Raw genomic sequence first — 13,900 nt, forward strand, 5'->3', positions numbered from 1 at the left:
ATGTACGAACTTTCCAGCCAGGCTGGGTTGAACCGCTACGAGGCGCACACTCGCATTTTGCTGGCAGCAGTAGTCGTCATTGTCTTGATCTTGCTGCCCGTGGTCTTGATTCGTGCGGTCCAGTTGAGCGACGAGTTGCAAGAAGCCCGCCTGGAGGTAACAGATGACCAGACGTGGGCCGTGGCGCAGCTTGAGGTAGAGTATCTCAAGTTGGCCGTGGCTATTGGTGAACTTCGGTCCATGAGAGCAGGGTCCATTTCGGAAGCCGATCTGCAGGAGCGGATGCCGAATATCCTGAATCGCTTCGATATCTTCTATTCGCGGGTCGGAACGGTCGCCAGCAAGATCCGGTCGTGGTCAGAGTCTTCGCACCAATGGAATAAGAGCCTTCGGATTCTGGATCGGGTCATTTACCGGAGGAACCAGCTCGCCATAATCCTCGACAGGTCGGCAACTCCGGGTGGAAAGCTGTGGCTGGACGCACTTGAGATGAATATGGCCGATTTCGCCGAGGACGTGCGTGAACTGAGTGTTACAACTTTGGCGAACTTGTCGGACCAGGCAACCGAACGGCGGTTGCTCTACATCAGCAAGCAAAGAACGCTTCTAATCCAAAGCGTTACATTGGTCGTCGTGATGGCCGTAATCTGTATGTTGGCTCTGATCCTTTTCCGTCAGGTTGGTGTCAGAGCTGCAGCGGAACGCAGAGTTAGCGAAAATCTATCCCGCGTTTTCGATTCCAAACCCGATGCGATCCTGCTCACCGACGCGAACCGACGCATCCTTTGGATGAACAAGGCGGCAGCGGAACTTCTGGACGTTGACCTCACCGAGGAGGCGCAAGCTCATCCCTTAGACTTCTTTTTTCCAGGGATCCAGCGGCTGATCCACCAAGGCAAAACACATCCCCTGGATCGCAGTGATCAGTCCAGCACGTTTCGTGACATCGTGCGCCAGACCGGCGGAGCACTCGTTGCGGTCGAAGTGACCCGGGTCCAGCTAATGGAAGAAAACGGAAAGAATACAAACGCTCTCTTCGTGCGGAACATATCGGAAACCCAGCGCGCCTTGCGGGCGCTCCGCCGGGAACGACGCCTTGCCGAAGGCGAGGCAGAGCGCTACCAGCGTTTTCTCGCTACTATGAGCCACGAAATACGCTCTCCCCTTCACGCGATCATGGCCTCTCTCGACCTTGCGCGACAAAGGCCAGGAGCTACGGCGCTGGCGGATCTCCATGATATCGCAATGGATGCGGCGCGGATCGTACTCCGTGAAGCCGACGCGGTGTTGGAGAACGGTCGAGCCGAGCATGAAATGAACGTAGCCGAACGGGGCGTGTTTTCGGCCAGCGAGATCCTTACCAATCTTGTCGAGATGAACGGTCCGGCCGCACATAGCGCCGGCACCAAACTTGCCGTTGAGATCGAACCAGAAGCGGACGTGCCCATCCACGGGCTGCGTGCCTGCTACTGGCACGCAGCTGCAAATTTGCTTAGCAATGCTGTCAAGTTCACCATGAACGGCAAAATCACCGTGCGCCTTTCCCGCGGGGCAGATGCACTTCGGGTCGAGGTCGCAGATACCGGTCCCGGCATCGCCCCAGACCTGCTGGACGTAATCTTTCGTGACCACTACACCCACAATCCAGTGACCGTAACAACAGGGAAGGGGGCCGGACTTGGCCTGGGTCTGTTCGTCAAGGCGGTCCGGGCGATGGACGGGCGGTATGGAGTAGAAAGCGTTGTAGGCAAGGGCAGCACCTTCTGGTTCACCTTTCCGGCGCGGTCCGCCACACTACCAAAATCAGCCGAACACCATGATCTTACTGGTTTAGGTCACCTGCGATCGGACCTTAGGGTTCTGGTGGTAGATGACTCGCATGTGAACCGTTCCCTGATCCATCAAATGTTCTCCATGCTTGGACTACATGCCGATCTGGCTGAATCCGGCACCGAGGCGGTGAGTCGCGCTGGGGAGTTTGGCTATGACCTGATTCTCATGGACCTGTCCATGCCGCACATGGATGGTTACACAGCAGCTGCCAAGATCAGGCGCGAAGGCGCGTCAAACTGCGCAATGATCGTCGCTCTGACAGCGAACGTGCTTGCGCGGCAAGAGGTCGAAAAACAAGGGAGCTTTGATGGCTTTTTGCTCAAGCCTCTGCGGTTTGATGAACTGCGCACCTGGCTTGCAGGTGGCCTTCACCAGCAACCTTTGCCTCAAGGTGGTGTACCGACTAGCATTGATCGAGCGGTCGCTCAGGACCTTCTGGACACGCTCCCTTTATCGACCCTAGAGACGCTTCTGAAGGCCTTTCTCGACGAGCTCGAGGACCTCGTAGCAAGTCTGGACTCCTACAGCAGGGATGCGGATTTGTCGGGCAAGTTTCATAAGGTTGCTAGCTCGGCGAGCATGCTAGGAGCGGCACGCCTCCGCGACCTCTCCCTGGAAGGGGAGGCGGCTGCAAAGAAGAGAGATTACAGACTCAAGCCCACCTTCCGTACGGCCTTTCTACAGGCGATCTCCGAGACCTCTCATGACTGGGCGTTGCTGCTGAAGAGGGACTCGAAAGCTATGCCTTTTTATGTCGAAAGATAATTGCGATGCGCCTCCGCGCCCCATTAGCCTCCTAGGAGCACCTGTTTAACTCTCGACACGTGTTGACCATTCGCTTTGTCCATTAGATAGATCGCACGACCCTGCGGGCGCATTTAGAAAGAGAGTGTAGATTTTCTCACTAGCTTTCGGTGAAAGATATGTTGCCTCTTCACGCTCCGCACCAACTTTCCAAGCCGGCCGATAAGGAAAGACCCAAGAAAACCGACGAGCTTCCAGGAGGCTGGTGGATTATTCCTTCGGCTATCTTTGGCCTCGCTGGATGGATTGGAATCTTCTACGCCTTGGGGCTACTATGGTGAGTGGACAAGAGAGCAACATTGCCGGCCGCAACTGCTTTGGGGGCACGCTTTTGTGCGTCAGTGACGCAGTATTCCCAACGTTCGATGCATACGACTGCCCTGCGATCGTGTTGGGAGGCGACGCAGATTCAGCAAGGGAAATGCGCGCAGTGCTGCAGTCGCTGGGTTTCGACGTGCTGGCCGGAGCTAGCCATCTTGGTGTCGACGATATGCCAGTGTTCATTGTGCTGGGCGACTTCCTTGACCAGAAAGAGAACCGCCTGCAGCTACAGAGGATGAGCCTGCCCTGGCCATCCGCTCCCGTCATATCGATTTCCAATCCCGCCGACGCTGCGGGGAAGTTGATCCCACTTCTTTCTTGATTCGGCAGGAGCAAAGCCAAGTTGACCCTCACCCGTTCCATAGCTCCAGTACCTGAGGTGGCGTTGTTTCGCCGATCCGAATTTCGTTCCGCGGCGAATATGCCGAATGGCCATACAGGCGAAGCATGCTCGCTCAGAGGTCTGGCGGTACTTCACTTAGGGTTTTCTCGGGACGACGGTGTCCTTCTAAGCGAAACGATGCACAATCTCGGTGCTCGGAATGTTGCTCGGTCGGAGCACGTCTATCCCCTCGGCCTCGGCAAACCCGGGGCCCTACGATACGACGGCATTGTCGTAAACATTGACCGCTATGCAGATGTGGAGATGGGTGTAGACCGAATGATGCGCTTCCGCCGAGCGTGCCCATCCTGCTTCGTCGTGTTGGCAACCGCGGACGTGGCGTCGGATGACTTCGACCACCATCGTCGGGCGATTTGTGACAGCACCTTGAGGCTTCCACTGACCGCTGTGCGCCTGACCGAAGCGCTTGAAGCTGCTTTACTGAACCACCAAAACAACAAGGGTTGAGCACCTGCTTGGCATACAGCTTGCGGTCTCTACACGACAGTGATCACTGCTCTGGATTCGAATGATCAAGTGCGGTTCTTTTGCGACTATTCCGAACGACCAGGACAAACTATATGCGGCGGCAGTGACCTGCCCACGCCTTGCCCATGCATCTTATCCAGTTTGAGCCAGCCTCTGGCAAAACCTCATTCGCCCCCGAACTCTGGGCCGTCCGCAGCCAGAGTTTTCCGGATCGCTCTGGGCGCCAGCTGGTAGCGCCCATATTTTCGTCAGCATCATCGAGACTATATTGCCGATCGCGCGGTGTGGCCTTTGATCTGCTCACCGGTTTGTCCTCGTTCAGAAGTTAGTTCTGTACAGGGTTTGGTCCTTTTCTGACCGGTTGAGGAACTCCCGCCGCATGAGGCGGAGGAGGCTCGTGTGCGGGCCGGGAAGGTTGTAGTCGTGACGCCATGCCGCGATCAAGTGGCGGTTACGGCGCAGACTGGAGAATAGGTGCTCGTTTAGGCACTCGTCCCGCAGGCGGCCGTTGAAGCTCTCGACGAAGCCGTTCTACATGGGTTTGCCGGGCTGGACTTAGTGCCATGCGACCTTCCGGTCCTGCTGCCACTTCAGGATCGCATTCGGGGTCAGCTACGTGCCATTGTCACTGACCACCATGCAGGGCCAGCCCAGCAATTCGGCAACCCGGTCCAGTTCCCGCGCCACACGACCCGAGATCGATGTGTCGACGACGCCAGCCAGGCACTCCCGGCTGAAGTCGTCGATGATGCACAGGACCCGGAACCGCCGACCCCGGGTCAGGCTGTCAGAGACGAAGTCCAGCGACCAACGCTGGTTCGATCCCTGCAGGATCGGCATGGTTTGCGGGTCCCGAGTGCCCGCTTGCGACCACCACGCTTGCGTACTGTCAGCCGTTCTTCCCGGTAGATGCGGTAGAGCTTCTTCCAGTTCACTTACCGGCCCTTCCGCTCGAGCAGGATGTACAGGCGGCGGTAGCCATACCTTATGCGTGTTTCACGGATCTCCTGGATCTGCTTCGCCACTTCAGCCGGTCCGAAAAAATGCTCACCTTCATCCACCTCCGCTCCTCTCCCAGCCAGGAAAGTGCACCGAAGAACTGCAATTTAAGATTTTCGGATGTCCAGGGATCAACTCGTCTGAAAGAAGAGGCACCGGCGAGCTGGTAATTGGCTATGGATCGAGAACGCGTTCCAGTCCTGGTGAGCTTAGCAACCTGCTGTCAAATCAGATGGAGATCACGCGCCCTAAGCGCGGCGCTTGTGCGGTTCGGGACGCCGAGTTTCTTACAAATTGACCGCATGTGCATCTTAACTCGGATCTCTGTGGAGCCGCACCTCCGCGCAATCTCCTTGTTGGGCAGGCCATCAACAACGAGACGCAGTACTTCCGCTTCGGCAGAACTCAATGAGGACGCGGGCGAGGTCGCCCGATTGCCTTCTTGCACGATTAATCCGTCACCACTTAGTAGAGACGCCGGCAGATAGGTCTCACCCATTGCAACGAAATTCAGAGCACTTAGCAAGGCCGACAAACGCATGCTCTTCGGGATATAACCCTTCGCTCCCTTTGCCAGCGCCTGCAGGACAATATCCCGTGGGGCGTTGCCCGAAAACAAAATGACAGCCATCACACCCTGCGTTGTGACCACTTTCTCGATAGATTTGATGCCCTCCATGTCTGGCATGTTAAGGTCGAGCATCAGAATATCGATCGGACCATCATCGCGAACAACAGACAAGGCCGCATTCAGCGAGCCAGCAACGAGGACTTCGTGGTTTGAACTATTCCTGATAGTTTCAGCAATGGCGTCACGAACAAGCGAGTGATCGTCTGCGATGAGAATTTTGAGCTTGCCGACAGCCCCTATCCCCCCTGAGGGCTTTGCCTCGGTATCCGATCGCTCCTTACCACCCAATCCTGTCATCGATGTCCCTGCAGGTCTCTTAGGAAAAATCTATCTTGCGCGCAGCGGTTTCCAAGCTCAGTCGACTGAAGATACCGGACTATTTTGAGTCGACTCTACCAGGATGCCACCGATTCACGGTCGATAGGTAGTTCAGACCACCGGGCTGCACCAACAGTCTCAAGGATATCTTCACTATCTTTCGCGCACATTTCGCATCCAAACCTATAAGACATGGCAGACCTGTGTACGAGTAAGCGGTGTCCGGATCACACCGTGACGGCGCGATTCCAGGGAAGATCGTCGCCCCGCCTCTGCTCGTCACCCTGAACGATTGGGGTCAGCGTGGCTGACATCGGCGAGGGTGGAGCAGTCATGGTCGACATCCTGACGGCAATAGATCTGGGCATGTCGGGGTCAGCGGCAGATGGTCGGCATACTTGCTGACCAGCACATGGCCGACTTTGGCCTCGGTGCGCATGGCGGCCGGGATCGGCAGCGCAGGTGCGGGGGCCTGAGCAACGCCGTCGGTTCACGACCGCCAGGCATATCTTTGGTTCGGCGGGTGACAATGACCAGAACGGGCTGACACGATGGCCAGCCGTTCCGAGACGTCCTCAACATTGCAATGCAGACAGCCGCCTCAAGCACAGATCAGGCCTGTCGGCGCTTCGATACATGGCAGGTGTTTGGGCAGAGATCCTAGATTGGCAGCACGCGGTGTGGTGGGGCGCTTGGGCCGTCGTCGGCATTTGCCTGACGCGGACAAGGTGCGGATCGTCGAGGAGAACCTGCGAGTGCATCAGCAGGGGTCGGCGACGGCTCGGCGGTATGGGATTTCGTGCTCGCTTCTCGCGATCTGGCGGCGTGAGTATCGGATTAGTGCTTTTGACGAGCACGGGACGGATGCGGACTTCGTGCCGCTCGTGGTGGAAAACGTCACGCGGACGCGGCCGAAAGTGCCTTTAATGCCAGCGGCGATGGAGATGATCGACATCACGCTGGCGAACGGGCTTCGCATGCCATTCCTTGTTTCGCTGGACCCAGCGCATCTTGCGGCGCGCCTTGCCGTGGTGGATCCGCGAAGCTGGCCACAAGCCCATACACATCAAGACAGATCGTCGGGATGCCGATGGCATCGCACGCCCACTACATTGGGGTTTGTCCCGCGTGGCAATCTCAGGCAATTCCGACTGCTCCCCTGCGACTGAAATCTCTAGTACAAAACACCTTAAAAGTGCTGACACTTTGCCAGAGTTTGGATTCCAGCGCAAAACATATTTGCCCTACCCTCAGTAGCCCGGGCGCCAAAGCGATTAGGATGTTGGTGTGGCTCGAGTTGCGGAAGGCTCCACCTTGAAAGCTCTGATTCCTGAGGGTCTTGTACGAAGCTTCCGAACCAAATTGGGAATTCGGTTGTAGCTGATCACAAATATCGAGGCAAAGAAGACAACAGCAATGAACGCCTCGGCATTATCATTCCACAGAAGCACCCCAACCGCAGGAGGGGTAAGCACAAAAGGCGCCAGCACCACGGTCGTCAGTGGGTTGGCAAATTTCCTATGCGATCGACCAAGTAAGCAGATTTCAAGACTGCGCATTACAAGCTGGTGAACGTGCAGCCTGTCGGGAACAGTGACCTCCGCCTTCCTTAGCCTTCGGCGAAAGATAGCAAGCATCATATCGGCGACCGGCCAAAACACACACAAAAGGACCGCCCAAGGCGAAACATCAGGGACATCGGCTAGAATAGCGATACCGAACCATGCCAGCATGAAACCCAAGGTATAAGCGCCGGCATCACCAAGAAACACCAAGCCAAATGGAAAGTTAAGAAGGCAGAAGCCCGCGACAGCCGCGACAAATATCAGGTTCAGCTCCCAAAGTTCTGAGTTTCCCCCAGTTGCTGAGATTGCACTCAGTGAGAATGCCGCCCCAATAGCAGTCAGGCCTGCCATTCCATTCACGCCATCGATGAGGTTGAAGCCATTGGTCACCCCCGCAGTTACGATTAGAGTGAGAGGTACGCCTATCATGGCATACGACGCTAGATGGTCGGCCCCAGGAATTCCGAGCCTGGGTAGCCAAAGGCCCGTTAGTAGAATTACGATCAGGCTCGATCCAATAGCTGCTAACAATCGTTTTGTCGGCGATACTCCGAACCCGAGATCCTCAAGAAGACCAACTACAAACAGGAGGACCCCGCCGATAATAATGCCTGAGTAGCTTCCCCAGAGATCCTGTTGCAGTAGCGTCGCACTGACTCCGACCGCCCCAAAGATCGCCACACCGCCTACGCGTGGTGTTGGTCGCAAATGTATCGCCTGGATCGAGGATTTGATTGCGGTGTGGCCGTAGAACCTAGGCATTCGAGGAGAGATCGCCACCACCATAACGGTAAATGCGGCAGATAGTATTGCAATAGCAATTAGCCTCCAATCACCGGAAATCGATATACTAAGAGGCATGATTGCGCACATCCACGTCTTTGGGAGGTGTTACGTGCTTCGCTGAACTTGCAGCGTGTGACTGAAACTTCGGTCTAAACTCGAGTAAACACATTACAGAGGATTGCTCTAGGTGTATGTGTATTGAGGCTTTGACCATTGCTTCCTCACCCGCTTCCTGCTCTCTCAGCACGATATCTCCAAAACGACGATACTCATTCCAGTGTTACTCAAGCGGTCTCCAACTTTACGGATAGAATGAGTGCAATAAGAAAAATTGCAAAACTGGGCACCGATCATAAGATCCGCGCACTTCTGTTAGCTTTCATGTGTGGGTTGCTTATTGTTGCAAAAACCCCAACACGGAGTATCGCTTGTAAGCGGGCGCTGGCAACGGTGGCTTCCGATATACTTGTCTGTTCCGTGGATACAACATTCCGCTCTAAAGATTCATCCGTTTGGCCTTTGTGCTGCTTTTTTCCAAATATGGCACTAAAGCGCAATTTCATTATTTCAGACTTTCAGATCGGATAGGCGTTGTGGATGCATTCGGCGGTTGGCCGAGCGGAGAGTCGAGGTTGCAACAATGTGCCGCTAGCCCGGACAGTGGCCCCAAGGTTTGCCTTCTTCCGGAGGCAGACCTTGATCGTATCGATAAAGTCCAGCAAACGGACCTTGTTCGAATTGCCAATGTTGATGATGCGGAACGGTAACGCGGGCGATAGGCTATCACCTTCCTGCACGATACCATCGGCGGGTCATTCGGAAGCGTCGTCGATCAGAAGGCGGATGGCGCGGACCAGATCGTCGACATAGGAGACCGGTTCGTTGATTGGCACCTGGTCGCGATGCACTCGGTAAGCGCTTTTCTAACCCCGCCTTCCCCGTGAATCGGTAAACTGCGATGCGAGCCGTGTTGAGCTTTGCGCGGTGTCAGTGGGAGACAGTCGGGAGCGCAGTTTGGAGGCCGCTGGGTTTGTGGAGCTTTTGGCGGCTCCGGCAGCCAAGCGGCGGTGATCTCACGAGGCGAAGGGCCGGATGGTGGCGGAGACGCTGGTGCGCGGGGTCACGGTGAACGAGGTGGCGCGTCGGCATGGATTGAAGGGCAACCACTTGTCTTGGTGGCGGACGCTGGCGCGGCAGGGCAAGCTGGTTGTGCCGGAAGTTCGGGAGCAGAGTTCTCCGCGCCGGTGGTGGCGGCGCAGTCGGAGGACATTCCTGTTGCAACTTTTTCTATTGATCTGATCATCGGCCCTGTGCTGGTGCGGCTGGACGGTGCCACACCAGCAGCCCGGGTTGCTCAACTGGCCCTGGCAGTTCGGGCCTTCTCATGATCTTCCCGTCGAACCGGGTTCGGATCATGGTTGCCACGAAGCCCATCGACCGCCGCAAGGGTCACGACGGCCTGGCCGCGATGGTGAAGAACGAGTTGCGCATGGACCCGTTCACCGGGACGATCTTTGTGTTGCGAGCGAGAAAGGCGGACTGTCTGAAGCTGCTTTACTAGGACGGGACCGGTCTGGTGATGGCCTACAAGCGGCTGGACGAGCACAGCTTCACCTGGTCCGCAGTGAACGATCAGCTGATGCTGATGAACCATGCGCAGTTCGAGGCGCTGTTTTCAGGTCTGGACTGGCAGCGGCTTCGGGTCATCGCGGTGAAGGCCCCGGAAGCCGTGGCATGATCCCTGCAAGGCTGCGGCAGGATGACTCAGTCAGCTAATAGAGGCATAGCCGATGGTGGATCCGCCGTCGTCCAAAGCCATAGGCAAAGCCAGATCGACGGCCTGCTCCCCTGGAACGATACCGTCGCCATGTGACCGGGACACCGCGTACTGCACTCGTCCAATCTGGACAAGTGCTTTAGTAACTTGCAGCAAACCGATGACGTAGAATACGTCAAAGCGACGCTTTTAGCGACTTCGCCTTGACGTGCGGCCCATTCAGCCCGCCGAACCCGTCCTGTTTTGGACCGCAGCCTTCAGCGCCGCCAAGCCTGAGGTCGACAGACCGGCCTCCGTTAGCGCGGCGATCATTCCATCAATTAAAGTGATAGCCTGCGCCGCTTCTGATGGAGTGAGCACCGGGATCGACGCTCCACTCGTCGCAAAGGTGGCCGCGACCACTCCCGCCAGTGAATTCACCGCGGTCAGCGCCTCAACCGATCCAGGTGGAGCCGCCTCAAGTGCTGCCACGGCCTGCTGTGCTTCGGGCGTGGTAACCGTCACTGTCGAAATCACCGCTATGATGGCCGTTGTGTCGACGACGGTAGGACTGATCGTGATCGGCGCCGATGGTGGAGCAACCACTGGATCGGTTCCTGCCAGCGCGGGAACCGCCAGTACCGCACAGGTGAAGGTTACTGCACTGAAAAGTTTCGAATTCATGTTTGTGCCGATCCTCAGAACAAGTCATTGAAGGCGTACGAAACGGTGAGCGTCATTCGCTGTTCGTCGCGCTGATCGAAAGCATCCAGCAAGCTTGCACTGACACTCAAGTTCTCCACCCAAGGCAGTCGCGCACTTGCGCCGATTATGGCGTAGTCACCGTTGTGGGCCACGGTAATGGAAAGGTTTTCCGAGACGCCAAGCCCCACAGCCGCGAATGGGGTCCAGCTGTCGCGACGGTCGGTTTCAGACGCCACGCCAAGATTGAAGAGCACCGGCAGTCGCCCTCCATTGGCAAGCGTGAACTGCCTCGCGCTTGTCCAGGCGATACTGGTCTTCACTTTCTCTCCAACCACATCTCCCCAAGGCGAAAGGTTATCGATTGTAATACCAACTGTACCTGAGCCAAGCGCATCGGGCAGGACGCGTGAAAACTTCACGCTGAACGAGCCGGAGTCACCAAAGTCATTGGGGTCAGCAGACGTGATGCTTGTAACGATCTGCACACCGATTGTTTTTCTGGCGTCACCAAAACCGACCCCAAACGCGAGGCTGCCGTCGATACCTCCAGTTCCGTCCCGGCGATCCGTCCCCGATACCGATGCGAAGGCTGTGCCGTTTGGTAAAGTTGCCGCCGATGCAACTCCCTGGATCACGGCAAAGCGGGGTTTCTGGGTGGCGTCAGAGAAAGCCTCCAGCATCTCCAGAAACGCCTCAGGTGTTGTGCCCCTCACATCCTGGGCCTGTGTCGATGTTGGTAGAGAGACCAATGCGGCACCGACCAGAATGGGTGCTGAGTATTTAGTTATCTGGTGATGCATGGGCATTCTCCTGAGGTCTCCCGTTGTGTCTGCGAAGGCTGCGAAGTACCGTGCACTGGAGTGTTTTAAATTCAGTACACGAGTCACGTTCAGGTCTTCGGTTGAACCCTGTACATTCGCACGCAACCGCATGCCCGCTCCATCATGCTGCGCCGGGCATCTGAAATATTTTCGCTTGTATTCGTTATAGGTTTTCGCGTTGGTCAGCCACGTATCTGAAGGTAGTGGAGCGACCGTCAACTCGGTTCATCTGATGATCAACGGTCTGACACTGACAGCTCGACCGCACTCCACCTACCAAAGAGCTGCCTCAATCGTGCCGGGAATAACGATACTTATACCCATACCCATAGCTCCCGTACTGATAAGACGAAGGCTTGGCCCGTTTCGGATCAAAGGCATTGAGGATCGCGCCATCAATCTTCCCGCCGCCCAGTTCCAACGCTCTCCGGACAGCGATGATATCCTGCAGTTCGGTTTCGGCGTGGCGCGCAACCACGATTGTCACTGCAGCCATGCGGGAAATAAGCGCGGCATCGGTAACCAGCAGCGTCGGAGGCGTATCGAAGATCACCAGGTCATACCGACCCGCCATGTCCCTGAAGAATGTGTCGAAACTCTCGCTCATCAACAGTTCCGATGGGTTCGGTGGGCGCCGCCCGGTCGTGACGACGTCAAGCCGATCGACCATGGTTGACGCGATGACATCGTCGAGTGTCGCCTGCCCGATCAGATAATCCGAGAGACCCGGCAGTTTCGGAGAAAGGTTAAAGCTGCGCGCCAGCACACCTCGCCTCAGGTCTGCGTCGACGATACACACCCTCTGTCCGCCATTGGCGGCGATGACGCCAAGGTTGGCCGAACAGAAGGACTTTCCTGCGCCGGGGAACGGGCTTGTCAAGACAAGCGCGGCACTCTTCGCTCCCGGTTGCATGAAGCGCAGCGCTGTACGGATTGACCTGAATGCTTCAGCAGTCGCGCCCTCTGTTTCGTCTCGAACAACCAGGGGCACGCTATTCTTGGCGTCCCCGGAAACCTTAGCGGCAAGGACAGACACGCCCAGTACAGGAATGCCGATGGCCTCGATCTCTTGGGCGGAGTCGACGCCTTTGCGCAAGAAGTTCCGCAAGAGTGCAACACCGATACCCGCAAACAACCCTACCAAAAGCGCAAGACCAAGAATTCGCGATGTCCGCGGTGCAACAGGCCGCTGTCCAGCTTGCGCACTGTCGATCACACGTACGTTTCCGATCTCGCTCGCCTGCAACACGCGAAGCTCCTGAGCCCTATTCAGAAGCTGCAGATAGGCCGCCTGTGCAACTTCCAGAGTTCGGGTAAGATTTACCACTTCGCGCTGGGTCTCTGGCAATTCGTCGATACTGGCTCGAACTTCAACAAGCCGTCGCTCAAGGCTCTCGCGGCGGGCAACCGCCTGGCGAAAGATCGGGTGATTGGGAGTGAACCTTTGGCTCAGATCCCGCTCTTGGACTAGGGCCTCTCGAATTTGCGTTTCCAGTTGCGCGGATTCATCCAGCAACCTTCCCGTTTCGAAAGGAATATCTATCGACTGCTGCTTCGTCCTGTAGTCGTTGAGTGCCCTTTCCGCATCGGTGACCTGGGCCTTGGCGATCGGGATTTGCTCCTCAACAAAACTTAGGCTTTGTGAGGCTTCGGCTGCGTTGTTGGTAATGCTCTTGTTCTGGTAGGCTGAAAGAACCGCGTCAAGCCAACGGGTCGCTGCCACGGGGTCTGCGGCTGTGACCGAAACCTTGAGTATGCCCGTCTGGCGTCCCAACTCTGCCACGCTGAGGGAACCGGCTAAACGCGCGACTGAAGCATGTTCAGGAATCTGCCGTATTTCAAACTGGCGGCCGGGCGGTGCTTCGATCTGCCCGAGTTCAAGCGCCAGCCCCCGCACGTTATCGGTCAGTAGCTCCCCCTCCTGGCCCTTTAGGACGGCTTGATCGGGCAGTAGGATCTCGTATTCCCCACCTGTCTGGATGGTCACTTCAATGGTCTGGTTGATCCATTCCGAGGGTACCTGCAGATACTCAATCGACAAACCCTCACCAGGACGTGGATAGGGATCGAAGGACCCGCCCAGATAATTCAGGAACTTACCATAGTAGAGAGCTTGCCCGATGATCGGTGCAAACTTGGGGGAAACATCCCAATCAAGGTGTACCGCAGCAGCCGCATCGCTCAGAACCGAACGCGATCGGAGTATTTCGATCTCGGTCAGACTGGATGGCGCGGAATCCACCGCCAGTTGGGAAAGCGCTTCGGGAACGACCAGCCGGCTTGAATTGCTCTCGATCTGAATCAGACCATCCGCCCGCCACGTGGGCGGGCGCGTCTTGGCATAAAGTGCACCAATAACCAGCGCACCCAGTGTGCTTACGACAAGAAGCGCCCGCGCCGCCCAAATGGCCCTAACAACAGCAACCAGGTCAATCTCAGCGTCAGTTGATGTGGCGATGGGGCCGGCAGATCGGTCTGCGGTACTCAAGA

Annotated in this window: 10 protein-coding genes and 3 pseudogenes; 6 read left to right on the top strand and 7 right to left on the bottom strand. The window is 56.7% G+C overall.

The features are described from left to right. From Q8M85_RS13030 to Q8M85_RS13040, 3 genes are all read left to right on the top strand, one after another. Positions 1-2,598, top strand: a complete 2,598-nt coding sequence (locus Q8M85_RS13030; protein ID WP_305545259.1) for an ATP-binding protein — start codon at positions 1-3, stop codon at positions 2,596-2,598. 244 nt (positions 2,599-2,842) lie between these two features. Beyond that, on the top strand, positions 2,843-3,280 hold the full coding sequence (locus Q8M85_RS13035) for a hypothetical protein (protein ID WP_305545262.1): 438 nt from the start codon (positions 2,843-2,845) through the stop codon (positions 3,278-3,280). 21 nt (positions 3,281-3,301) lie between these two features. After that, positions 3,302-3,808, top strand: coding sequence for a hypothetical protein (locus Q8M85_RS13040; RefSeq protein WP_305545264.1), 507 nt, complete (start codon positions 3,302-3,304; stop codon positions 3,806-3,808). A 339-nt stretch (positions 3,809-4,147) separates the two neighbouring features. Here Q8M85_RS13040 and Q8M85_RS13045 read toward each other — a convergent pair. The 3 genes and pseudogenes from Q8M85_RS13045 to Q8M85_RS13055 form a co-directional block, all read right to left on the bottom strand. Next, positions 4,148-4,821, bottom strand: a pseudogene (locus Q8M85_RS13045) (integrase core domain-containing protein); the annotation flags it as partial. Between the two features lie 230 nt (positions 4,822-5,051). Beyond that, positions 5,052-5,756: a response regulator transcription factor gene (locus Q8M85_RS13050; RefSeq protein WP_305545267.1), complete on the bottom strand. Its 705-nt coding sequence runs from the start codon at positions 5,754-5,756 to the stop codon at positions 5,052-5,054. 333 nt (positions 5,757-6,089) lie between these two features. Beyond that, a pseudogene (locus Q8M85_RS13055) lies at positions 6,090-6,480 on the bottom strand (IS66 family transposase); the annotation flags it as partial. Here Q8M85_RS13055 and Q8M85_RS13060 point away from each other — a divergent pair. Beyond that, complete coding sequence (locus Q8M85_RS13060) at positions 6,443-6,946, top strand: transposase (RefSeq protein WP_305545423.1); 504 nt, start codon at positions 6,443-6,445, stop codon at positions 6,944-6,946. The pseudogene Q8M85_RS13055 and the gene Q8M85_RS13060 sit on opposite strands and share 38 nt — an antisense overlap. A gap of 105 nt (positions 6,947-7,051) precedes the next feature. Here Q8M85_RS13060 and Q8M85_RS13065 read toward each other — a convergent pair whose 3' ends face one another. After that, a complete protein-coding gene (locus Q8M85_RS13065; RefSeq protein WP_305545270.1) occupies positions 7,052-8,203 on the bottom strand; it encodes an MraY family glycosyltransferase in 1,152 nt (383 codons plus the stop codon). 1,017 nt (positions 8,204-9,220) lie between these two features. Between Q8M85_RS13065 and Q8M85_RS13075 the strand changes: the two genes are divergently transcribed. Both Q8M85_RS13075 and tnpB read left to right on the top strand, forming a co-directional pair. After that, a complete protein-coding gene (locus Q8M85_RS13075; RefSeq protein WP_305545272.1) occupies positions 9,221-9,427 on the top strand; it encodes a transposase in 207 nt (68 codons plus the stop codon). Positions 9,428-9,542: 115 nt separating this feature from the next. Beyond that, positions 9,543-9,866 (top strand): annotated as a pseudogene (gene tnpB / locus Q8M85_RS13080) (IS66 family insertion sequence element accessory protein TnpB). Between the two features lie 258 nt (positions 9,867-10,124). On the opposite strand, the gene Q8M85_RS13085 reads toward tnpB, so the two are convergent. From Q8M85_RS13085 to Q8M85_RS13095, 3 genes are all read right to left on the bottom strand, one after another. Then, positions 10,125-10,568, bottom strand: a complete 444-nt coding sequence (locus Q8M85_RS13085; protein ID WP_305545275.1) for a hypothetical protein — start codon at positions 10,566-10,568, stop codon at positions 10,125-10,127. Positions 10,569-10,582: 14 nt separating this feature from the next. After that, on the bottom strand, positions 10,583-11,389 hold the full coding sequence (locus Q8M85_RS13090; RefSeq protein WP_305545278.1) for a hypothetical protein: 807 nt from the start codon (positions 11,387-11,389) through the stop codon (positions 10,583-10,585). Between the two features lie 310 nt (positions 11,390-11,699). Continuing rightward, a complete protein-coding gene (locus Q8M85_RS13095; protein WP_305545281.1) occupies positions 11,700-13,898 on the bottom strand; it encodes a polysaccharide biosynthesis tyrosine autokinase in 2,199 nt (732 codons plus the stop codon). Between the last annotated feature and the right edge of the window lie 2 nt (positions 13,899-13,900).

The sequence above is a fragment of the Tabrizicola sp. genome, from assembly GCF_030694085.1.
Taxonomy (GTDB): Bacteria; Pseudomonadota; Alphaproteobacteria; order Rhodobacterales; family Rhodobacteraceae; genus Tabrizicola.